This is a genomic window from Streptomyces sp. SM18 (genome assembly GCF_002910775.2).
Taxonomy (GTDB): Bacteria; Actinomycetota; Actinomycetes; order Streptomycetales; family Streptomycetaceae; genus Streptomyces; species Streptomyces halstedii.
This window is the reverse complement of sequence record NZ_CP029342.1, coordinates 3932416-3955959: the sequence shown is the minus strand read 5'-3', so window position 1 is coordinate 3955959 and position 23544 is coordinate 3932416. Positions and strand designations below refer to the sequence as shown.

The 23544-nt window shown below is 67.9% G+C and carries 15 protein-coding genes and 3 rRNA genes; 11 read left to right on the top strand and 7 right to left on the bottom strand.

What is annotated here, in order from left to right; all coding sequences use genetic code 11:
• The first annotated feature begins 238 nt into the window (after positions 1-238).
• Positions 239-862 carry a histidine phosphatase family protein gene (locus tag B9S64_RS17795; RefSeq protein ID WP_103488447.1) on the top strand — a complete coding sequence of 208 codons (624 nt, stop codon included), beginning with the start codon at positions 239-241 and terminating at the stop codon, positions 860-862.
• Between the two features lie 169 nt (positions 863-1031).
• Positions 1032-2621 carry an adenosine deaminase gene (locus tag B9S64_RS17790; RefSeq protein WP_181387629.1) on the top strand — a complete coding sequence of 530 codons (1590 nt, stop codon included), beginning with the start codon at positions 1032-1034 and terminating at the stop codon, positions 2619-2621.
• Between the two features lie 148 nt (positions 2622-2769).
• Here B9S64_RS17790 and B9S64_RS17785 read toward each other — a convergent pair whose 3' ends face one another.
• A complete protein-coding gene (locus B9S64_RS17785; RefSeq protein ID WP_308460761.1) occupies positions 2770-3297 on the bottom strand; it encodes an ATP-binding protein in 528 nt (175 codons plus the stop codon).
• Between the two features lie 208 nt (positions 3298-3505).
• Between B9S64_RS17785 and B9S64_RS17780 the strand changes: the two genes are divergently transcribed.
• From B9S64_RS17780 to B9S64_RS17745, 8 genes are all read left to right on the top strand, one after another.
• A complete protein-coding gene (locus B9S64_RS17780; RefSeq protein ID WP_103492078.1) occupies positions 3506-4357 on the top strand; it encodes a helix-turn-helix transcriptional regulator in 852 nt (283 codons plus the stop codon).
• Between the two features lie 77 nt (positions 4358-4434).
• On the top strand, positions 4435-5343 hold the full coding sequence (locus B9S64_RS17775; RefSeq protein ID WP_374936083.1) for an aldo/keto reductase: 909 nt from the start codon (positions 4435-4437) through the stop codon (positions 5341-5343).
• A gap of 509 nt (positions 5344-5852) precedes the next feature.
• On the top strand, positions 5853-6161 hold the full coding sequence (locus tag B9S64_RS17770) for a hypothetical protein (protein ID WP_014047394.1): 309 nt from the start codon (positions 5853-5855) through the stop codon (positions 6159-6161).
• Between the two features lie 188 nt (positions 6162-6349).
• Entirely contained in the window at positions 6350-7216 is an 867-nt protein-coding gene (locus B9S64_RS17765; RefSeq protein ID WP_103492079.1) for a hypothetical protein, read from the top strand.
• Positions 7206-8537 carry a hypothetical protein gene (locus tag B9S64_RS17760; protein WP_103492080.1) on the top strand — a complete coding sequence of 444 codons (1332 nt, stop codon included), beginning with the start codon at positions 7206-7208 and terminating at the stop codon, positions 8535-8537. The genes B9S64_RS17765 and B9S64_RS17760 overlap by 11 nt, the downstream gene beginning before the upstream one ends.
• The gene (locus B9S64_RS17755) at positions 8534-10084 is read left to right on the top strand and encodes an SCO6880 family protein (RefSeq protein WP_103492081.1); all 1551 of its coding nucleotides are present in this window, start codon (positions 8534-8536) and stop codon (positions 10082-10084) included. The genes B9S64_RS17760 and B9S64_RS17755 overlap by 4 nt, the downstream gene beginning before the upstream one ends.
• A 58-nt stretch (positions 10085-10142) precedes the next feature.
• Positions 10143-11561, top strand: coding sequence for an ATP-binding protein (locus B9S64_RS17750; protein ID WP_103492082.1), 1419 nt, complete (start codon positions 10143-10145; stop codon positions 11559-11561).
• Position 11562: 1 nt separating this feature from the next.
• The gene (locus B9S64_RS17745) at positions 11563-13122 is read left to right on the top strand and encodes a type IV secretory system conjugative DNA transfer family protein (protein ID WP_103492083.1); all 1560 of its coding nucleotides are present in this window, start codon (positions 11563-11565) and stop codon (positions 13120-13122) included.
• Between the two features lie 56 nt (positions 13123-13178).
• Here B9S64_RS17745 and B9S64_RS17740 read toward each other — a convergent pair whose 3' ends face one another.
• The 5 genes from B9S64_RS17740 to B9S64_RS17715 form a co-directional block, all read right to left on the bottom strand.
• On the bottom strand, positions 13179-13751 hold the full coding sequence (locus B9S64_RS17740; RefSeq protein WP_103492084.1) for a GNAT family N-acetyltransferase: 573 nt from the start codon (positions 13749-13751) through the stop codon (positions 13179-13181).
• A gap of 133 nt (positions 13752-13884) precedes the next feature.
• Positions 13885-14001 (bottom strand): 5S ribosomal RNA (gene rrf / locus B9S64_RS17735).
• Positions 14002-14097: 96 nt separating this feature from the next.
• A 23S ribosomal RNA gene (locus tag B9S64_RS17730) occupies positions 14098-17221 on the bottom strand.
• 305 nt (positions 17222-17526) lie between these two features.
• Positions 17527-19052 (bottom strand): 16S ribosomal RNA (locus B9S64_RS17725).
• Together the 16S, 23S and 5S rRNA genes form the textbook arrangement of a ribosomal RNA operon.
• 673 nt (positions 19053-19725) lie before the next feature.
• The gene (locus tag B9S64_RS17715; protein WP_103493218.1) at positions 19726-20283 is read right to left on the bottom strand and encodes a MarR family winged helix-turn-helix transcriptional regulator; all 558 of its coding nucleotides are present in this window, start codon (positions 20281-20283) and stop codon (positions 19726-19728) included.
• A 142-nt stretch (positions 20284-20425) separates the two neighbouring features.
• Here B9S64_RS17715 and B9S64_RS17710 point away from each other — a divergent pair, with 142 nt between their 5' ends.
• A complete protein-coding gene (locus tag B9S64_RS17710) occupies positions 20426-21715 on the top strand; it encodes an MFS transporter (protein WP_103493217.1) in 1290 nt (429 codons plus the stop codon).
• A gap of 16 nt (positions 21716-21731) precedes the next feature.
• On the opposite strand, the gene B9S64_RS17705 is transcribed toward B9S64_RS17710, so the two are convergent.
• The gene (locus tag B9S64_RS17705) at positions 21732-23399 is read right to left on the bottom strand and encodes a SpoIIE family protein phosphatase (RefSeq protein WP_103493216.1); all 1668 of its coding nucleotides are present in this window, start codon (positions 23397-23399) and stop codon (positions 21732-21734) included.
• Positions 23400-23544 lie beyond the last annotated feature (145 nt).

Sequence of the window (23544 nt, the reverse complement as noted above, 5' to 3'; positions counted from 1 at the left end):
TCCCCCGCCACCCCAAGGGTTCGGCGCGCCCCCACTTCACCCGAACGCGCGACGGGCTGATCGGACACGATCGCGCCCTCTCGTCCAGGCGCCGGCCATCGGCTCCCCGGCCCCGCACGCCCGCCCGTCCGCCGACCGGTGACGGCCGGGAACAGCCGGAACCGCCCTCCACCCCCGGGCGTCATCCCCACCAGCCCCACCGACACCAGCCACCCCCTACCACCACCGAGGACGGACCATGGCCGGGACCGCAACCCGCTACCTCTACCTCGCCCGGCACGCCGAGGCGCTGCCGGACGAGTCCGGGCTCACGGAGACCGGCCGACGCCAGGCGGAACTCCTCGGCGAACGGCTCCGGAGCGCCTCCCTCGCCGCCGTCCACCACGGGCCGTTGCCCCGCGCCGCCGAGACGGCCGAGCTGATCGGCGGGCGCCTGGACGGTGTTCCCGTGCACGTCGCGGAGGAGGCCGGGGACTTCGTCCCGTACGTTCCGCGGCGCGAGGAGTTCCCGCCGAACGCGGCGGAGCGCTTGCTCGGCTTCCTGGAGCAGTTCACGGAGGAGGAGTTGGCTCACGGCCCGGAGCTGACCCGGGCCGCGACGGAGCGGTTCACCGGCCCCGTGGACGGCGACGAACCCCGCCACGAACTCGTCGTCACCCATGCCTTCCTGGCCGCCTGGCTCGTCCGGGACGCCCTCGACGCACCCCCGTGGCGCTGGATGGGCCTGAACCACGCCAACGCGGCACTCACCGTCATCCGGTACGCCCCCGACCGGCCCGCCGACGTCATGACGGTCAACGACATGGGGCACCTTCCGCCGGAACTGCGCTGGACCGGCTTCCCCCCGGAGTCGCGTATCTGAACCGAAGCATCCACACCGGGGCGGCTGCACGAACCTGGGCAGCTGAACCAGGGCAGCTGCATGAACCAGGCGGACGCACCGCGGCCGCGGGCCTCAACGTCACCCGGACGGATGGTTTACGGAGTGGCGACCCCTCAGTACGGGGTGATGCGCCCGGGAGTTCGTGATCATGCGACGCGTGATCTCTGTACACCGCACCTCATCGCGCGGCCGCCGGCTGCTGCTGGCCTCGGGGCTCGCCGCCGCCGCGGCCCTCGTGTCCTCGCTGCCCGCCGGACCGCCGGCGCGGGCCGCCTCGGTCGCGGCCCCCGCCCCGGACCGCCCCACGACCACCGCCGAGAAGCGCACCGCCGCCTGGCTGGGCGCGCACGGGGCCGAGGCGCGGGCGGCCGACCGCTTCTTCCGGGACCTGCCCAAGGGCGGTGACCTGCACAACCACCTCTCGGGTGCGGTCCGCACCGAGTACCTCATCAAGCTGGCCGCCGACGACGGTCTGTGCGTCGACGCCACCATGACCGCTGTCGCGCCCCCCTGCGGTCCCGGCAAGCGCCCCGCCGCCGACGCTCTCACCGATGCCGCGTTCCGGCAGAGCATCGTCCGGGCCTGGTCCATGCAGGACTTCCCGCAGGGCGAGTCCGGGCACGACCACTTCTTCGCCACCTTCGGCAAGTTCGGCGCGGCGACCGCACACCGCGGGAAGATGCTGGCCGACGTGGCGGGCACCGCGGCCGTCCAGAACCAGAGCTATCTGGAGACGATGGTCAGCCCGGCCTCGGCGGGCGCCAAGAAGCTCGCCGACGAGGTCGGGTGGAACCCGGACTTCGCCACCCTGCACAACAAGCTGCTCGCCGGTGGCCGGCTCGACCAGCTGATCACCGACGCCAAGAAGGAAGCGGACGCCTCCGACGCGGAGTTCCGCGAGACGGCGCGCTGCGCCACCGCCACCCCCTCCCCGGCCTGCCGGATCACCGTGCGCTGGATCTCCCAGGTCTCCCGCAACAGCGCCCCGGAGCGCGTCTTCACCCAGATCGCCCTGGGCCTGCGCCTGGCCGAACGCGACCAGCGGTTCGTCGCGGTGAACCTGGTGCAGCCGGAGGACGGCGAGATCTCCCTGCGTGACTACCGCCTCCAGATGCGCATGCTGGACTACCTCCACGGGGTCTATCCGCGCGCCCACATCACCCTGCACGCGGGCGAACTCGTCCCTGGGTTGGTCAAGCCGGAGGACCTCACCTTCCACATCGATGACGCCGTACGCACCGGTCAGGCGGAGCGGATCGGCCACGGTGTCGACCTGGTCCACGAGGACGGCTGGCGCCGGCTGGCCCGCGACATGGCCCGCCGCCAGATCGCGGTGGAGGTCCCCCTCACCAGCAACGCCCAGATCCTCCAGGTGGAGGGCGCCGAGCACCCCTTCCCGATCTACCGGGCGTACGGGGTCCCCGTGGTGCTGTCCACGGACGACCCGGGGGTCTCACGGGGCGACATCGGCCAGGAGTACCAGCGCGCGGCACGCACCTACGATCTCGACTACCCCACGCTGAAGGACCTGGCGCGGGCTTCGCTGGAGTACTCCTTCCTGCCGGGCCGCAGCCTGTGGCGGGACGCCCCGGTGCGCACGGGGTTCCGGCCGGTCGAGGAGTGCCGGGTGCCGCAGTCGGACCGCTGTGAACGCCTGCTGGCCGCAAGCCCGAAGGCCCGGCTGGAGTGGCACCAGGAACGGGCCTTCCAGGCGTTCGAGGCCCGGTACGCGGGCTGACAGCCCGTCACGCGAACCTGAAGGCGCCTCGAAGACGGACCGGAAGACGGACCGGAGGACAGACCAGAAGGGGCGGCCAGGCCTGTCGGAGGCCTGGCCGCCCCCGGTCACGTACGGGAGTGGTGCCCCGGGGCCGGAGCCTTCCGGATCACTCCGCCGACGACTCCGACGAATCCGACGAATCCGATGACTCCGATGACTCCGATGACGACCCCGCCGGCGACTTCCTCTCCACCTCCGTCTCCGGCTTCCAGGCGCATTCGACCCACAGCAGCTTGCCCTCCTGCCCCGGCAGCCCCTCGCCCACCGGGCAGGCGCCCCACCTCTCCGCCCAGAGGGTGACCAGGTGCAGGCCCCGACCGTGCTCGGCCATGGCCGCCGGTGTCCCCACACTCCGGCCGAACGGCGCAGGGATGTGCGGATCGGTGTCCCGGACGCCGATCCTGACGCGCTGCCGCCCGGCCCCGCGCACCCGGAGCGAATACACGCCCTTGGAGTGCAGATACGCGTGGGTGACCAGCTCACTGGCCAGCAGCTCGGCGGTGTCGATGAGTTCGGCCATGCCATGTGCGCGCAGGGCCGCCTTCAAGGTGGAACGGGCCACCCCTGGGGCGCGGGGATCTCGGGGAAGGTGGAGGGTGTAGGCCCAGGGCGGCGATACGGTGGCAGTGGGCATGGAAGTCTCCGTCCACGGAGGAGGGTTGGGGTGGTCTGCGGTGCCCGGTGACCAGGTCGCTCGGTCGAGCGGGGTTCTTCCGGGCGGGTGGCCTGAGTCAGAGACTAGAGTCATCCAAGGAATACTTGCGCCACACGGCAGGAATCCTTGCCCTAAATCACTCGTACGAGCGAGCGGGCCCCCGCAGACGACTCCGAGGAAGGTTCACATGGCAGGCCGGGCAGCCCCCACAGCGCGCCGCGTCCGACTCGGCGCCGAGCTGCGCAAACTGCGCGAGCGCGCCGGGATGACCACCACCCAGGCGGCCGCGCTCCTGGGCACGAGCTCGGGCCAGCTCAGCAACATCGAGGTCGCACGGTTCGGGGTCAGCGCCGAACGCGTCCGCGTCGCGGCCCGCGCCTACTCCTGTACGGACCAGGCGCTCATCGAGGCCCTGGTCGCCCTGACCGGTGAGCGCAGAGGCGGATGGTGGGAGGAGTACCGGGACAGGCTCCCGGCGAGACTCCTCGACCTGGCGGAGATCGAGCACCACGGCGTCAGCCTGCGCGCGGCCTCCGGCTTGCACATCCCCGCCCTGTTGCAGACGGCCGAGCACGCGCGCGAAGTCCACCGGCAGGCCGTACCCGCGATGTCACCGCCCGAGATCGAGCACCGTGTGTCGTACGGGATCAAGCGTCAGGACGTCCTGTACCGCGACGGTGCCGTCCCGTACCGCGCGGTCGTCCACGAGGCGGCCCTGAGGATGAGGTTCGGCGGCCCCGAGACCGCCCGCAACCAGCTCCGGCACCTGCTGGAGCTGGGCGAGTACCCGCACGTCTCGATCCGTGTCGTCCCCTTCACGGTCACGGACTATCCCGGGTCGGGGCAGTCCGTCTCCTACGTCCAGGGATCCGTGCCCGCCCTCGACACCGCACAGCTCGACCAGGCGCACGGACCGGCGTTCGTCGAGTCGGCCGCCCAACTGGAGCAGTACCGACTGTTGTTCGACCGCCTCGAAGCCGTGGCACTGCCCGGTCCCGAGTCACGGGACCTCATCCAGGCACTCGTACGGGAGCCATGAGCGAACACGCCGCCGACCGGTCTCGCTCTGCGGCGGATAAATACGACGGCCCGTCCGCCGGCCCATGCGAACATCCGATGATGACTTCATCCTCGGAAACGATCGGCGCATCGGCGGCCGGCACCTGGACCCTCGGCGATCTGACGGTCAACCGCGTCGGCTTCGGTGCCATGCGGCTCACCCAGCCCGGCTCGGCGTTCTCGAAGGGCCCCTCCAGCGACCGGGGCAGATCCATGACGGTCCTGCGCCGGGCGATCGAACTCGGTGTGAACCACATCGACACCGCCGCCTTCTACTTCTCCCCCCTGCGGTCGGCCAACGAGCTCATCAACAGCGCCCTGGCCCCGTACACCGACGACCTGGTGATCACCACCAAGGTCGGCCCCGGACGCGACCCCTCCGGCGTGTGGACCTGGGCCACCCCTGAGCAGTTGCGCGGCCAGGTCGAGGAGAACCTGCGCCAGCTCGGCCGCGACCACCTGGACGTGGTGAACCTCCGGATCGCGCGCAGCCACCGGACGGCATCGGTCGCCGACCACGTCGGCGCCCTGGCCGAGCTTCGGGAGGCGGGCCTCATCCGCCACCTGGGCATCTCCAACACCACGGCTGATCAGCTCGCCGAGGCTCAGGGCATCGCCCCCGTGGTCTGCGTACAGAACAGGTACGGCATCGGGTCGACCCCTGAGGACCGGGCGCTCCTCCGCTCGTGCGGGGAGCAGGGCATCGCGTTCGTGCCGTTCTACGCCATAGCCGGTGCCGGAGGTGAGGCCGGGACGAGCGGCGGCGAGGGCGAGAGCGACGAGGTGCTGGCCGTCGCACGGAACCACGGTGTGACGCCCGCGCAGGTGCGGCTCGCCTGGACGCTCCACCAGGGCCCGCACGTGCTGGCCATCCCCGGCACCGGCAACCCTGACCACCTCGCCGAGAACATCGCCGCGGGAGCGGTCCGGCTCACGCCCGACGAACTGACCCTGCTCGGCCCATGACCGGCCGGGCCCGCGCCGGGACTCCCTCCATCGGCGGCCGGGAACATCGGCGGCCGGGGAAGGAAGGACGAGCGGTCGTTCGCCGAGCAGACCGGGCACACCCCGGCGAGTCCGGTGGAGGGGGCGGCGGGGGCCCGCTCCGGAGCCACTCCGCCTGGCCCCAGCCCGCACCCTGACGGAGCGTCGGCCAGGAGCCACCGGCGCACTCCCGGCTCCCGAACAGCGCGTACGAACAGCCGCCACCTGCCCAACGCCGCAACCGAGCCCACAATCCATGGCCACTGTCGTTGCTAACCGTCACGGAGCGTGATACACAGAGTAACCATGCATACGCACACAGATCCGTACGTGAGCCGCACGTCAGAGCGGTCGCACCGGTCAAACGTGCGAGATTCGGGTAAAGAGACCCCGGAAGGCGTCGTGCGACGGCGGTTTCATCAGCGAAGATAGAGGGCGACCCGTTCCGTACGGCGCGGGCGGCGAACTACCCAACAGGGGCGGTGACTTACATGATCCTGGCAGCTGAAAAGGGCGACATCACCACCATCATCGGCGGAATCGCCCCGAACTGGGGGCCGTTCGGGACCCTGGGCAACGAAGCGCGCATCATGATCGAGGTGGTGATGGCGGTAGCCATCCTGCTCTGCCTCGGCATCGCGATCTGGGGGGCGGCCAAGCAGCGCATCGGGGCGACGGCCCTGCGTGACACGTTCAGCGCGGAACAGGGCAAAGGCCTGATCGTGGCGGGCCTGACCGGCGTCTTCATCATCGGGTCGCTGGGGACGCTCTTCACCATCGTCTACGGGATGGCGGTCTGATCGCCCGTCAGCCCGCTCGCCCCGGGCCCGCCCCCGTCCCCCGCCCGCCTCCACCCACCCGTCCGTAGTGCCCACCGGCAGAGGTTGCGTCCCCTGATGTCGAGTCACCACTCCGCGCCCGCGCGGGAACCAGCACGGCTACCGTCGTACCAGGCGGCACCGCACACGGCTGAGGGGGCGTACGCGGCATGAGCCACGGCGACGAGCGTGACTACAGGAGCGAACCGGGACCCCGTACGGAGGACCCGTACAGCACCATCGGCGGTACCCGCCAGACACGGACCCGCCTCCCGGGCGACGACAACGACGGCTACGGACGCCGGCCCGTACGGAACACCCGCTCGCTGGCGATGGTGGTGGGCGTCGTCGTCCTGCTGATCGCGGCCATCGCCCTCGCGAACCTGGGCGGCGGCGAGGGCAAGGGCTCGGGAGCGGGCGGCGGCAAGGACTCCGCCACGGCCGGAACGGGCCCCACGGCCGCCACGGGCACGAAGCCGGTCCAGGGCAAGAACGGCACGATCGCCGCGGGCTTCGCCCACGACGAGCAGGGTGCCCAGAGCGCGGCTGCGAACTACGCGGTGGCGCTGGTGTCCGCGGATATCCTCAAGCCGGACAGCCGCAGTGCAATTGTCCGCCAGATCTTCGTCGCCGAGCGAGTTGACGAACTGGATGCCAAGTTCAGCCAGGCCTACGACCAAGAGTTCCTCGACAAAATCGGGCTGGACAGCAACGGCAATGCCGCCGCCGGGCTCACGTACGTCTCACGGACCGCCCCGGTAGGAACCAAGACGGTCTCGTACTCGGAAACCACCGCCACCGTTGAAGTGTGGTGCACGGGTGTCTTCGGCACGGCCGGCGTCAGTTCCACCAACCCGGTGAGCAACGACTGGTTCACCATGACGCTGCAACTCCAATGGACAGGCGGCGACTGGAAGGTCGACAGCTTCTCCCAGAAGGACGGCCCTGCTCCGGTGAACACCGACCGCACAGCCTCCAACGCCGACGAGATCGCCAAGGCAGTCGAGGAGTACGGAGGGTTCACGTATGCCCGCTAGTCTGCGTCCGCTCCTTGGCGTCGGGGCCTTCTTCGCCGGCCTCCAGGCGTCTGCGGTACTCCTCGCCAGTCGCGCTGCCGCGGCGCCGTCACCCACACCCAGTCCCTCCGCCACGGACAAATGCGATCTCATCGTCGGCCCCGCCAAGGACTACTGCGAAGGCGAGGGCGGCAGCAGCGCACGCAGTACCGTCCCCACCACCGACGACGCCCTGGACCCCCTCTCCTCCCTCGCCCGCGGCTGTGCCGACGCCGCGTCCTGGACCGTCAAGAAGCTCAGCGAGGCCGTCGAGGGCACCGCCAACGTCGACTTCACCAATCCCACGTTCCGCCAGCAGTACGCCATCGTCTTCGCCGCCTCCACCGTCCTGACCCTCGTGCTGTGGCTCTTCGCCGTGGCCAAGCGGGCGATCCGCGGAGTCCCGCTCACCACCGCGATCTCCGAGGCCGTCGGCTTCCTCTGGCTGACCGTGCTCGCCTCCGCCTTCACCCCGCTCATCCTCTACGTGGTCGTGTCCGCCACCGACGGCGTCACCTCGGTCATCTCCTCCGCCACGGGGGCCGACAGCGACGTCTTCTTCGGTTCCTTCGCCGAGGCGCTCAAGAAGGGCACCGACATCGGCGGCGGCCCGATCATGCTGATCATCGTCTCGCTGGTCTCGGTCCTCGCCGCCGGCATCCTCTGGCTCGAACTGGTCATCCGGGCCGCCCTGTTGTACGTGGGCGCCCTGCTCGGCGTCATCGTGTACGCGGGCCTGGTCGACAAGAACATGTGGGGCCACGTCCGTCGCTGGGCGGGCATCATGATCGCCGTGATCATGGTGAAGCCGGTCATCGTCATCGTGCTCGGACTGGCCGGCGCGCTCGCCGAGGACGACGGGCCGAACGCCATGTCCGCCGTCGTCTCCGGGCTCGCCATCATCCTGCTGGCCATCTTCGCCTCGGCGATGATCTACCGCTTCGTGCCCGGTTTCGGCGACGAGATCCAGGGCGCCCGTACCAACCGCAAGCAGGCCACGGACGGCTCCCAGGCGGCCGCGATGATCAGTTCGCCCGCCGCGCTCGTCTCCCAGGGCATCAAGACCCACAGCGGCCGCGGCGGCGGGGACGGCGGTGGCGGTGGCGGTGGTGGCGGGCGACCGGCCAACCCGGTCAGCGGCGGTGTGGCCGCCCACAGCTCCCGCGGAACCGGCGGATCCGGCGCCACGCCCTCACCCCGCGGGTCCGGGCCCACCTCCGGCACCCCCCACAGCAGCCGCTCATCCCGAGGTGGCGGTTCCGGCAGCACAGGCAGCACGAGCACAGGAGGTGGCGGGCGTTGACGACCCAGTCCCACACCATCGCACCCCGCCGTACGTATCTGATCGGCCGCGCCCGGCCGAACGCGATCGTCGGCAAGAACCGCGAGACGGGCGAGATCGCCCTGATCATCGGCGGGGCGTTCCTCGGCATGATGAGCGGGCTCCTCGTCCCCGTCCTCTCCCTGCGGATCGTGACGCTCGTCGGCTTCCCCATGCTGGCCCTGGCCGTCGTGTACTTCCCGTACAAGGGCCGCACCTTCTACAAGTGGTTCGAGATCAACCGCAGCTTCAAACGCTCCCTGCGCCGGGGCACCGCCTACCGTTCCGCCGCCATGGAAGCGGGCGTGGGGGCGGACGGCCGTGAGGTCGAGATCGGGCCGCCGCCGGGCATCGGCCGGATCAGCTGGCTCGCCGCGCCCTTCGGACCCGACGAGATCGCCGTACTCCTGCACGCCGACCGGCGCACGGTGACCGCCGCCATCGAGATCGAGGGCCCCGGAGTCGGCCTGCGCGACAGCGAGGACCAGGAAGCCCTGGTCGACCGGTTCGGCACCCTGCTCAAGCACGTCGCCAACGGCGACGGCTTCGTCACCCGCCTCCAGATGCTGGCGCGCACCCTCCCCGCCGACCCCGACGCCCACGCCAAGGACGTCGCCCAGCGCGGCGACCAGGGCGCACCCGGCTGGCTGCGGGACTCCTACGACCAGTTGCAGTCCATGGTCTCCACCTCCAGCGAGCAGCACCGCGCCTACCTCGTCGCCTGTATGCACTACAGCCGTGAACTGGCCGCCGAGGCCAACGCCATGGCCCGCGCCGCCCGCCCCCGCAGCGGGCGCAAGCTCGACCGCGACGCCGGACTCGCCGTCGTCATGGCCCGTGAGCTCACCGACATCTGCGCACGGCTCGCCGAGGCGGACATCCGGGTGCGCCAGCCGCTCGGACAGAGCCGACTGGCCTCCCTCGTCCACTCGATGTACGACCCCGACCACCCCATCGACCACATCCAGGCGATGACCAAGCGCAACGCCTGGCCCGCCGAACTCGACGCCGTCGAACCGACGTTCCTCCAGGCCAAGACCCGCGAGTCGACGACCCGCGCCCCCTGGTGCCACGCCACGGCCTGGGTGAAGGAGTGGCCGATGACCCCCGTCGGCGTGAACTTCCTGGCCCCGCTGCTCGTCCACACCCCCGACGTGATCCGCACGGTCGCCGTCTGCATGGACCTCGAACCCACCGAGATCGCCATCGAGCGGATGCTGACGGAGAAGACCAACGACGAGGCCGAGGCCAGCCGCCAGGCCAAGATGAACCGTACGATCGACCCCCGTGACATCGCCGCCCACGGCCGGCTCGACCAGCGAGGTGAAGATCTGGCCAGCGGAGCGGCCGGGGTGAACCTGGTGGGGTACATCACCGTGTCGTCCCGCTCCCCCGAAGCCCTCGCCCGCGACAAGCGGACGATCCGGGCCTCCGCCGGCAAGTCGTACCTCAAGCTCGAATGGTGCGACCGCGAGCACCACCGCGCCTTCGTGAACACCCTGCCGTTCGCCACCGGCATCCGCCGCTGACCCGCCGACCGCGCGCACCGACCGCACAGACCAAACCGAGAGGGAGGGCAGTCACGCCATGCGAGACCCGCTGTCCGCGTTGTCGGACGCCTTCACCGCCTTCCTCTTCGGGAAGGTGGAGACGACCCGGCTGCCGGTCCGTACGTCGACGGGCCAGGCCCAGGCCGTCTACCTGCCGACCGCCGCGCCCGGCCTCGGTGACTCCGGCGTGATCATCGGACGCGAGGTGTACTCCGGCAAGGGCTACATCTACGACCCGTTCCAGCTGTACGGCCAGCAGCTCCCCGCACCGCACTGGCTGGTCCTCGGCGAGTCCGGCAACGGCAAGTCCGCGCTGGAGAAGACCTATGTGCTGCGCCAGCTCCGTTTCCGGGACCGCCAGGTCGTCGTCCTGGACGCCCAGGGTGAGGACGGCGTCGGCGAGTGGAACCTCATCGCCCAGGAACTGGGTATAACCCCCATCCGCCTCGACCCGACCGCCGCGCTGAACGACGGGATCCGGCTCAACCCCCTCGACCCGACGATCACCACCACCGGTCAGCTCGCCCTGCTCCGCACGATCATCGAGGTCGCGATGGGACACGGCCTCGACGAGCGCTCCGGCTTCGCGCTCAAGGTCGCCCACGCCTACGTCAACGAGACCATCACCGACCGGCAGCCCGTCCTGATGGACATCGTGGAACAACTCCGCCACCCGAAGCCCGAGTCCGCCGAGGCGATGAACGTCGATCTGGACGACGTACGGGCCTGGGGACTGGACGTCGCCCTCGTCCTGGACCGCCTCGTCGACGGTGACCTGCGCGGCATGTTCGACGGCCCGACGACCATCGGCATCGACCTCGACGCACCGCTGATCGTGTTCGACCTCTCGCACATCGACCGCAACTCCATCGCGATGCCCATCCTCATGGCCATCGTCGGCGTGTGGCTGGAACACACCTGGATCAGGCCCGACCGGAAGAAGCGCATCTTCCTGGTCGAGGAGGCCTGGCACATCATCAACTCCCCGTTCGTCGCCCAGCTCTTCCAGCGTCTGCTGAAGTTCGGCCGACGGCTCGGCCTGTCCTTCGTCGCCGTCGTCCACCACCTCAGTGACGTCGTCGACGGCGCGGCGGCCAAGGAGGCCGCGGCCATCCTGAAGATGGCGTCCACCCGCACCATCTACGCCCAGAAGGCGGACGAGGCCAGAGCCACCGGCAAGGTCATCGGCCTGCCCCGGTGGGCGGTCGAGATCATCCCGACACTGACCCCCGGTATCGCCGTCTGGGACGTCAACGGCAACGTCCAGGTCGTCAAGCACCTGATCACCGAAGCCGAACGCCCCCTGGTCTTCACCGACCGCGCCATGACCGAGGGCTCGGCACCGGACCTGCTCCCCGACGACGTACGGGCCGCGGAGCTGGAGGCGGAGGAGCGGGCGACCAGGGCCGAGCGCCAGCAGCGGCTCGCCCAGTCCTCCGAGTCGACGGTGGCCTGACATGGCACGCCCGGCACCGTCCCGTACGGAGCGCGGCGGCGAGGGCCGGGCAGGTGGCATCCCGGACGGCCTGCTGATAGGTCTCCTGATCTTCCTGTTCGGCCTGACCGTCCTGGCCTGGACGGCCACCGGGCTGGCCGGGCTGTTCTCCCACGGCGCCTGGCCGGACGGCGTCACCTTCACCCGGACCCCGCTGGCCCTGCGCGCCCTGGCCGTCGCCCCGCAGGACCTCCCCGCCGCCTGGCCCGACACCCCGGAGGGCGACCTCTCCGGGTACGGGCTGTTCTGGGGCCTGTTCATCGGCGAGCTCATGGTGCTGGCCGTGCTGACCTTCTTCGTCCTCGGCGTGGTGACCCGCTGGCGCCTGGTCCGCCGCCGACGCGCGGCAGAAGCCGCAGAGGCGGCGGAAGCGACGCACGCACCGGCCGGGGCGGCCACGGAGACGGCCTACGAGCAGCACCAGCCGTCCGTCCGCACACCCGCCGCCGTACCCGAGTCGCACCCTCGACCGGAACCCCTGCCGACGGCCGTGCCCGTGCCTGAGTCCGAAGCGCCACCGACCGTGCCCCTGTCCGTGCCTTCCGCGGCCGCGACCACACGTGCGGCGGTGACCGTCCCCTCACCCAGGGCGCCGGCCCTTCTCTACGGCACCGCCGCCACCCGGCGCCCCACCGCCGTCCAGGCCGTCCAGGACGCCGAGGGCCCCGCCCTGGTCGTGACCTCCGACCCCACGCTCTGGGCCGAGACGAAGGACGCCCGCGCCAAGCTCGGCCCCGTCCTCGTCTACGATCCCGGCCACCTCTGCGACACCCCGGACCGCCTGCACTGGTCGCCCACCGCCGGCTGCGAGGACCCGGCCACCGCGTCCGCACGGGCCGCGGCCCTCCTCACCCCGGTCCGTCCCCGGGCCCGAGCCGACGCGGCCGTCGCCGACACCGCCCAGACGCTCCTCCAGTGCTGGCTGCACGCGGCGGCCGTGGACGGCCGGCCCTTCCGCCAGATCCACCGCTGGGCCTCCGGAGGCAGCGCCCACGAACCGGTGCGCCTGCTGCGTACGCACCCCAAGGCCGCGTCCGGGCTCGCCGGGCTCCTGGAGTCCGCGCTCACCGCGTACCCCGAACGCCGTGAGGCCGCACAGGAACTGACGGCCCGTGCCTTCACCGCGCTCTCCTCGGTCCACATCCGCGAGGCCTGCACCCCCCACCGAAGCGACGCGATCCTGCTGGAATCTTTCGCCCCCGAAGGGGGAACGCTGTACGTGGTGGGTGAACCCATCGAGGATCCCCGTCACCGCCCCGGCGCGATGCCCCTCCTCACGGCGCTGGCCTCGCACGTGGTCGAGCACGGCCGCCGCATGGCCGCACGGTCAACCGACGGTCGGCTCGACCCACCAATGGCCCTCGTCCTCGACGACGTCGCGGCCGTGGCCCCGCTCCCCCAGCTCCCCGAACTCCTGAGGACCGGCCAGCACCGGGGGATGCCCGCCCTGGTCCTGCTCCGCTCCCAGGAACAGGCCCGGTCCCGCTGGCAGGACCCCCTCACCGCCCCGGAACGCTCCTGACGGCGTCCCGCGCCGGCGGTCGGCCGGCCTGGGGTGGATCACCGGCCCCGGGAGGATTACCGGGGCACGTCGGCCGCCCGGTCCCTGCGCACCTCGAACTCCAGCTCGCGAGCAGCCGGATCGCCTTCCATCGGAATCGTCACCCCTGACGGGACGAAGCCGATCCGCCGATAGGAGGCCGCGGCCCGTACGTTGTCCTCGTGGACGTACAGGCGTACGCGTTCCACCGGGGGGCCGGGCAGTGCCCACGACCAGTCGATCGCCGCACGGAACAGCGCGTCCACCACTCCGCGTCCCCGGTGCTCGGGCCGGACGAACACCCCGACCAGGTGGGTCTGATCCCTGTCGGCCGCCGCCCCGAAGCGCACCTCGCCCGCCGGCCGTTCCACGAGCACCGACGTCGTGCCCGCCCACCGCCCATCGGGGGCCTCGGCGACGAACTGCCGGACGTACCGCCCCGTCGCGGCGTCCGCCGTCCGCTCCCGCCAGAACGCGTCGGACCTGGCCGAGGCCTGCTCGTACGACTCCAGGAAGGCGAGGGGGGCCACCGGGTCGCGCAGTGCCGCCAGCCGGATGTCCCTGGCCCGCTCCCACTCGTCGGCCCGTATCCCGCGTATGACGTAGTCCATCCGCCGATGGTGCCCCGCAGCCCGGTCCCGGGCAACCGAAATCCGGCGGGGGGTGCCGGGCCCCTCCCCGCATGTCCCCTGAAACGCAGAAAAGCCCCGTGCCACAAGGGCACGGGGCTTTCCCGGAATAATAGTTCGGCGGCGTCCTACTCTCCCACAGGGTCCCCCCTGCAGTACCATCGGCGCTGAAAGGCTTAGCTTCCGGGTTCGGAATGTAACCGGGCGTTTCCCTAACGCAATGACCACCGAAACACTATGAAATTAACCAACACCGGGCACTGTATCTAATCAAATACAGTCACGGCAGTTCGTTATTTCAGAACCAACACAGTGGACGCGAGCAACTGAGGACAAGCCCTCGGCCTATTAGTACCAGTCAGCTCCACCCGTTACCGGGCTTCCACATCTGGCCTATCAACCCAGTCGTCTACTGGGAGCCTTAACCACTCAAGGTGGTGGGAACACTCATCTCGAAGCAGGCTTCCCGCTTAGATGCTTTCAGCGGTTATCCTTTCCGAACGTAGCCAACCAGCCATGCCCTTGGCAGAACAACTGGCACACCAGAGGTTCGTCCGTCCCGGTCCTCTCGTACTAGGGACAGCCCTTCTCAATATTCCTACGCGCACAGCGGATAGGGACCGAACTGTCTCACGACGTTCTAAACCCAGCTCGCGTACCGCTTTAATGGGCGAACAGCCCAACCCTTGGGACCGACTCCAGCCCCAGGATGCGACGAGCCGACATCGAGGTGCCAAACCATCCCGTCGATATGGACTCTTGGGGAAGATCAGCCTGTTATCCCCGGGGTACCTTTTATCCGTTGAGCGACAGCGCTTCCACAAGCCACTGCCGGATCACTAGTCCCGACTTTCGTCCCTGCTCGACCCGTCGGTCTCACAGTCAAGCTCCCTTGTGCACTTACACTCAACACCTGATTGCCAACCAGGCTGAGGGAACCTTTGGGCGCCTCCGTTACTCTTTAGGAGGCAACCGCCCCAGTTAAACTACCCATCAGACACTGTCCCTGATCCGGATCACGGACCCAGGTTAGACATCCAGCACGACCAGAGTGGTATTTCAACGACGACTCCACAACCACTGGCGTGGCCGCTTCAAAGTCTCCCACCTATCCTACACAAGCCGAACCGAACACCAATATCAAACTATAGTAAAGGTCCCGGGGTCTTTCCGTCCTGCTGCGCGAAACGAGCATCTTTACTCGTAGTGCAATTTCACCGGGCCTATGGTTGAGACAGTCGAGAAGTCGTTACGCCATTCGTGCAGGTCGGAACTTACCCGACAAGGAATTTCGCTACCTTAGGATGGTTATAGTTACCACCGCCGTTTACTGGCGCTTAAGTTCTCAGCTTCGCACACCCGAAAGTGCACTAACCGGTCCCCTTAACGTTCCAGCACCGGGCAGGCGTCAGTCCGTATACATCGCCTTACGGCTTCGCACGGACCTGTGTTTTTAGTAAACAGTCGCTTCTCGCTGGTCTCTGCGGCCACCCCCAGCTCAGGAAGCAAGTTCCCTCACCAGAGATGGCCCCCCTTCTCCCGAAGTTACGGGGGCATTTTGCCGAGTTCCTTAACCATAGTTCACCCGAACGCCTCGGTATTCTCTACCTGACTACCTGAGTCGGTTTAGGGTACGGGCCGCCATGAAACTCGCTAGAGGCTTTTCTCGACAGCATAGGATCATCCACTTCACCACAATCGGCTCGGCATCAGGTCTCAGACTATATGCACGACGGATTTGCCTACCGTGCGTCCTACACCCTTACCCCGGGACAACCACCGCCCGGGCTGGACTACCTTCCTGCGTCACCCCATCGCTTACCTACTACAAGTCTGGTTCATCGGCTCCACCACTACCCTCAACTCCGAAGAGATCAGGCCGGCTTCACGGACTTAGCATCGCCTGATTCAGTACTGGGCGTTTCAAAGCGGGTACCGGAATATCAACCGGTTGTCCATCGACTACGCCTGTCGGCCTCGCCTTAGGTCCCGACTTACCCTGGGCAGATCAGCTTGACCCAGGAACCCTTAGTCAATCGGCGCACACGTTTCTCACGTGTGTATCGCTACTCATGCCTGCATTCTCACTCGTGAACCGTCCACAACTCGCTTCCGCGGCTGCTTCACCCGGCACACGACGCTCCCCTACCCATCCCAGCGGGCGTTGGCCCTCATGCTGGAATGACACGACTTCGGCGGTACGCTTGAGCCCCGCTACATTGTCGGCGCGGAATCACTTGACCAGTGAGCTATTACGCACTCTTTCAAGGGTGGCTGCTTCTAAGCCAACCTCCTGGTTGTCTCTGCGACTCCACATCCTTTCCCACTTAGCGTACGCTTAGGGGCCTTAGTCGATGCTCTGGGCTGTTTCCCTCTCGACCATGGAGCTTATCCCCCACAGTCTCACTGCCGCGCTCTCACTTACCGGCATTCGGAGTTTGGCTAAGGTCAGTAACCCGGTAGGGCCCATCGCCTATCCAGTGCTCTACCTCCGGCAAGAAACACACGACGCTGCACCTAAATGCATTTCGGGGAGAACCAGCTATCACGGAGTTTGATTGGCCTTTCACCCCTAACCACAGGTCATCCCCCAGGTTTTCAACCCTGGTGGGTTCGGTCCTCCACGAAGTCTTACCTCCGCTTCAACCTGCCCATGGCTAGATCACTCCGCTTCGGGTCTAGAGCGTGCAACTCAAACGCCCTGTTCGGACTCGCTTTCGCTACGGCTTCCCCACACGGGTTAACCTCGCTACACACCGCTAACTCGCAGGCTCATTCTTCAAAAGGCACGCAGTCACGACTGACAGCACAAGTGCTGCCAGCGACGCTCCCACGGCTTGTAGGCACACGGTTTCAGGTACTATTTCACTCCGCTCCCGCGGTACTTTTCACCATTCCCTCACGGTACTATCCGCTATCGGTCACCAGGGAATATTTAGGCTTAGCGGGTGGTCCCGCCAGATTCACACGGGATTTCTCGGGCCCCGTGCTACTTGGGTGTCTCTCAAACGAGCCGTCAATGTTTCAGCTACGGGGGTCTTACCCTCTACGCCGGACCTTTCGCATGTCCTTCGCCTACATCAACGGTTTCTGACTCGCCTCACAGCCGGCAGACTGTGAAAGAGAGATCCCACAACCCCGCATGCGCAACCCCTGCCGGGTATCACACGCATACGGTTTGGCCTCATCCAGTTTCGCTCGCCACTACTCCCGGAATCACGGTTGTTTTCTCTTCCTGAGGGTACTGAGATGTTTCACTTCCCCTCGTTCCCTCCACACTGCCTATGTGTTCAGCAGCGGGTGACAGCCCATGACGACTGCCGGGTTTCCCCATTCGGAAACCCCCGGATCAAAGCTTGGTTGACAGCTCCCCGGGGACTATCGTGGCCTCCCACGTCCTTCATCGGTTCCTGGTGCCAAGGCATCCACCGTGCGCCCTTAAAAACTTGGCCACAGATGCTCGCGTCCACTGTGCAGTTCTCAAACAACGACCAGCCACCCATCACCCCACCCTTACAGGTGAGTGCACTGGGGCCGGCAACCAAAGGAACAGACTCAACGAGCCCGTACCTTCAGATACCCAACAGCGTGCCCGACCCGATCAACCCGATCCCGTTTTCCACGCCGAAGCAGTACTCACAAAACCGTGTCCATCGTGCCGAGTAGTCAACGTTCCACCCATGAGCAACCAGCACCGAACATTCGCCGGTGTACTGGCCTCTGACCCAACCGAAGCCGGGTAAGAAATGCTCCTTAGAAAGGAGGTGATCCAGCCGCACCTTCCGGTACGGCTACCTTGTTACGACTTCGTCCCAATCGCCAGTCCCACCTTCGACAGCTCCCTCCCACAAGGGGTTGGGCCACCGGCTTCGGGTGTTACCGACTTTCGTGACGTGACGGGCGGTGTGTACAAGGCCCGGGAACGTATTCACCGCAGCAATGCTGATCTGCGATTACTAGCAACTCCGACTTCATGGGGTCGAGTTGCAGACCCCAATCCGAACTGAGACCGGCTTTTTGAGATTCGCTCCGCCTTGCGACATCGCAGCTCATTGTACCGGCCATTGTAGCACGTGTGCAGCCCAAGACATAAGGGGCATGATGACTTGACGTCGTCCCCACCTTCCTCCGAGTTGACCCCGGCAGTCTCCTGTGAGTCCCCATCACCCCGAAGGGCATGCTGGCAACACAGAACAAGGGTTGCGCTCGTTGCGGGACTTAACCCAACATCTCACGACACGAGCTGACGACAGCCATGCACCACCTGTATACCGACCACAAGGGGGGCACCATCTCTGATGCTTTCCGGTATATGTCAAGCCTTGGTAAGGTTCTTCGCGTTGCGTCGAATTAAGCCACATGCTCCGCTGCTTGTGCGGGCCCCCGTCAATTCCTTTGAGTTTTAGCCTTGCGGCCGTACTCCCCAGGCGGGGAACTTAATGCGTTAGCTGCGGCACCGACGACGTGGAATGTCGCCAACACCTAGTTCCCAACGTTTACGGCGTGGACTACCAGGGTATCTAATCCTGTTCGCTCCCCACGCTTTCGCTCCTCAGCGTCAGTAATGGCCCAGAGATCCGCCTTCGCCACCGGTGTTCCTCCTGATATCTGCGCATTTCACCGCTACACCAGGAATTCCGATCTCCCCTACCACACTCTAGCTAGCCCGTATCGAATGCAGACCCGGGGTTAAGCCCCGGGCTTTCACATCCGACGTGACAAGCCGCCTACGAGCTCTTTACGCCCAATAATTCCGGACAACGCTTGCGCCCTACGTATTACCGCGGCTGCTGGCACGTAGTTAGCCGGCGCTTCTTCTGCAGGTACCGTCACTTTCGCTTCTTCCCTGCTGAAAGAGGTTTACAACCCGAAGGCCGTCATCCCTCACGCGGCGTCGCTGCATCAGGCTTTCGCCCATTGTGCAATATTCCCCACTGCTGCCTCCCGTAGGAGTCTGGGCCGTGTCTCAGTCCCAGTGTGGCCGGTCGCCCTCTCAGGCCGGCTACCCGTCGTCGCCTTGGTAGGCCATCACCCCACCAACAAGCTGATAGGCCGCGGGCTCATCCTTCACCGCCGGAGCTTTTAACCCCGTCCCATGCGGGACAGAGTGTTATCCGGTATTAGACCCCGTTTCCAGGGCTTGTCCCAGAGTGAAGGGCAGATTGCCCACGTGTTACTCACCCGTTCGCCACTAATCCACCCCGAAAGGCTTCATCGTTCGACTTGCATGTGTTAAGCACGCCGCCAGCGTTCGTCCTGAGCCAGGATCAAACTCTCCGTGAATGTTTTCCCGTAATCGGGATGAACACCACGAGAGCGGAACGACCAGGTCGGAATAAGACCGGTCGTTCACAGCGTCCTCGCTGTGTTTCGCCTACCCGCACCCCCGAAGGGACCGGGCAGGTCTTTTCAAAGGAACCACCAACCTGCCGAAGCAGGCCGGGGTATCAACATATCTGGCGTTGACTTTTGGCACGCTGTTGAGTTCTCAAGGAACGGACGCTTCCTTCGGTCCCGTTTCACCGGGGCCCTCCGGGCGCTTCCCTTCGTTCTTGCGTTTCCGACTCTATCAGACTCTTTCGTGTCCGATTCCCGGTCGAAGCGGGTCCCGCGTCTTCCGCTTTCCAGTTCTTCGCTTTCGCGTTTCCCTTTCCGGCGAGTCCGACTCTATCAGATCCTTTCGGGCCTGATTCCCAGTCAGCGGGGTTTGTCTTCCCGGCCGTTGGGCCGTTCCGACGCTCAAACTCTAGCGGATTCTTCCGGCGGCTCATAATCGAGCCTTCGTATTGAATTCCGGCATGCCGAAATTCTCCCCGACGGGAGATCGTGCTGAGTTTGTTTGCCGCGTGAGCGGCGGGATCGGTCGTCATGGTGCCGTACCGGCCCTGTGACAACTCGAAGCACCTTACGGACCGGAGAACAGCGTGTCAACCCCGATCTGCGGCTCCCGGCCCGGTCAGTCCAGGTCGGTGAGCCGGCCGCCCGCGTCGGGCTGCTCGTGCTCCACCCGGCGCAGCAGGCGGATCAGGATCTCGCCCAGCGATCCGCGCTCGTCACCCGACAGGTCCTGGAGGAGGTCCTCCTCGAAGGTGGTGGCCATCCGCATCGCCTCAAGCCACTTCGTGCGGCCCTCGTCGGTCACCTCGACGATCACACGTACCCGGTTGTTCTCGTCCCTGTCCCGGGTCACCAGCCCCTCGCCCGCCATGCGGTCGATGCGGTGCGTCATCGCCGCCGGGGTGAGTCCGAGGCGCTTGGCGAGCTCCCCGGGGCCCAGGCGGTACGGCGCACCGGCCAGCACCAGGGTCTTGAGGACCTCCCACTCGGCGTTGCTGATGCCGAGGTCGGCGAGCTGTCTGCCGTACGCCACGTTCATCCGGCGGTTCAGCCGACCGAGGGCGGAGACGACCTGCTCGACCTGGGGGTCGAGGTCCCGGAACTCTCGCTGGTAGGCGGCGATCTGCTCGTCGAGGCTCGGCTCGTGGAGTCCGGGCTGCTCGGGGTTGTCAGACATGGCGGGAGTATTGCACGCCTGCCGATCCCATCTAAGTCCTTCAGTGTGAAGTGTTGAGCTTCAAACTTTAGTGGTAAAGTCTATTGGTCTGTGTTCTTCAAGATTCTTCGATGTTCTGAGGTAGGTGAGTGTGACCAGGGAGATGGGTGCGGCGCTGCGGCGGATCCAGGTGGGAAGCGCGCTGAGCGCGTTCGGGCTCGGGTTCACCGTTCCGTATCTGTACGTCTACGTGGCGCAGGTACGGGATCTGGGGGCCGGTACGGCGGGTGTCGTGCTGGCTGTGTTCGCGATGGCGGCTCTGGCCGTCCTGCCGTTCACCGGGCGGGTGATCGACCGGCGCGGCCCGCTGTCCGTGCTGGTGGTGGCCTCGGGGACCGCGTCCGTCGGCGCCGTCGCGCTGGGGCTGTCGGGCGGAGTGACCTCGTCGGTGCTCTCCGCGGCGGTCCTCGGAGCGGGTACCGCCGTGATGCAGCCCGCACTCGCGACGATGCTGGTGCGGTGCTCGGACGCCTCGACCCGCACCCGTGTCTTCGCCATGCAGTTCTTCCTGCAGAACCTCGGGCTCGGCGTCGGCGGGCTGGTCGGAGGGCAGCTGGTCGATGTGGGCCGGCCGTCCAGTTTCACGGTGCTCTTCCTCATCGAGGCGGCCATGTTCGTCGTCCTCGGTGTCGTCGCCGCCACCGTACGCATGCCGCACGCGCCCACCGCCCTCGCCGCCGGCACCGCCGCCCCCCGGAGCGGTCTGCGGGTGCTGCTCTCGCACCGGGCGATGGTGCAGCTGTGCGTCCTGGGCTTCGTGATCTTCTTCGCCTGCTACGGACAGTTCGAGTCCGGCCTGGCCGCCTACGGCACCGAGGCCGCCGGGATCGCCCCCTCGACCCTGGGTGTCGCGCTGGCGGCCAACACGGCGGTCATCGTGCTGGCGCAGTTCGTCGTGCTGCGGCTCGTGGAGCGCCGGCGGCGCAGCCGCGTCATCGCGTGGGTCGGCCTGATCTGGGCGTTCGCCTGGATCGTCGCCGGGTACGCGGGGCTCGGGCACGGCAGCCAGACCATGGCGACGGCCGCGATGATCTCGACGTACGCCCTGTTCGGGCTCGGTGAGGCGATGCTGTCGCCGACCGTGGCCCCGCTCGTCGCCGACCTCGCTCCGGAGGCCATGGTCGGCCAGTACAACTCGGCGTTCGCCCTGGTGAAGCAGCTGGCGCTGGCCGTCGGTCCGGCCGTGGGCGGTCCCATGGGGGCGTCGCTGCACGGCCCGTACATCGTGACGTTCGTGCTGTTCTCCCTGGGCATCAGCGTGCTGGCGCTGAAGCTGGGCCGGCGGCTCACCGCCGTCCAGGACAATCCGTCACTCGCCTCGGTGCCCTCCCGGGTGGTGGCGGTCTCCCTCCCGGAGGGCGAGCCGGCCACGGTTCCCGCCACCGCTCACTGAGCACGAGCCGGCCGGATCAGCCGGGCAGGGCGAATTCGCACCACACCGCCTTGCCCCCGCCGGGGGTGCGGCGGCTGCCCCAGGACGACGCGACCGTCGCGATGATGGAGATGCCGCGCCCCGCCTCGTCCGCCGGTTCGGCCTGCCGCCTGCGCGGGAGGTGTTCGTCGCCGTCGGTGACCTCGATGATCAGCCTGCGGTCGGTACGTCTCAGGCCGAGCCGCATGGGCGGGGTGCCGTGCTGGAGGGAGTTCGCCACGAGTTCACTCGCGGCGAGCACCCCCAGGTCGCGGAGTTCCACGGGGAACCGCCAGGACGCCAGGACCCCGGTGGCGAACGCGCGCGCCCTGGGGGCCGCCTCGACACCGCCGAGGAGGTCGAGCGAGGCGTTGTGGAAGAGCTCGGCGCTCGCTCCCGTACGGGAGGGGTGCTGGACGACGAGCACCGCCACGTCGTCGTCGTGGTCCGCGGTCACCCCCAGGGAGCGGATGAGCCGGTCGCAGACCACCTGGGGCGAGCCCACCGCCCCGGACAGGGCGCGCTCCAGGGAGGCGACCCCTTCGTCGATGTCCTCGCTGCGGCGCTCGACCAGACCGTCGGTGTACAGCACGGCCGTCGATCCGGGCGGCAGGGGAATCGTCCCGGAGGTGTGGGTCCAGCCGCCGGTACCTCCGGTGCCCAGGGGCGGCCCGGGAGGTTCCTCCGCGCGGTGGACCGTGCCGTCCTCGTGGCGGACGAGGACCGGGAGGTGGCCGGCGGAGGCGTAGACGAGCTGCCCCTCGTTGGGGTCGTGGACGGCGTACACGCAGGTCGCGATCTGGCTGGCGTCGATCTCGGCGGCGAGGACGTCCAGGAGTTGGAGCACCTCGTGGGGCGGCAGGTCCAGGCGCGCGTAGGCCCGGACCGCGGTGCGCAGCTGGCCCATGACGGCGGCCGCGCGCACCCCCCGTCCCATCACGTCGCCGATGACGAGCGCGGTGCGTCCGGCCCCCAGGGTGATCACGTCGTACCAGTCGCCGCCGACCGCGGCGTCCGTGCCGCCCGGCTGGTACGTCGCCGCGATCCGGAGGTCGTCGGGCTGTTCGAGGTCCTGGGGCAGCAGGGAACGCTGGAGGGTGACGGCCGTGTCCCGGTGGCGGCGCTCGCTGGTGCGGAGGCGCTCCGCCGCCTCGGCGTGGTCGGTGACGTCGGTGGCGTAGACGAGCACGCCCTCCTCGCCGTCGGCTCCTTCCGGGGCGCGGACGGCGACCGGGGTGCAGGTCACGGTGTACGAGTGGCCGTCGAGGACCTTCCGGGACTTGACCGTGCGCGGTGTGCCGCTGCGCAGGACCTGGCCCATCAGGGGCAGCAGGCTGAGTTCGGTGAGCTCCGGCATCGCCTCGGCGGCCGGCGCCCCGAGGGGCCGTTCGCCGAAGGCCGCCGTGTAGGCGTCGTTGACGTAGGTGATGCGCAGGTCGGGGCCGTGGAGCAGGGCGACCGGGGCGGGGAGGCTGTCGAGGATCTCGCTCGCGGAGAGCGCTTCGAGAGGGGCGCCGGGCGGAACCGGGGCGTCTCCTTGCGGGGTGGGGCCGGATGCCGGCCGGGCCGACTCGGCGCGGGCGGCGGGGACGGAACCCTGCTCGTCCCGCACGGCGGCTCGACGCTGTGTTCCGGGGAGGCGGGCGCTCCAGCGCGTGAAGTTCACGGAATTTCTGGCCTCGTGTGTCGGTCTGGTCCGCTCGGGCGAGCTGCTTCGTCTGCTGGTGCCTGTGCCGGTCCCCGGCCGGTGTCTCACCGGGCCGGGGCTTTGGTGCCGGCTCTCTCGGAAGGGTGCCTGCCAGGCCTCTTCG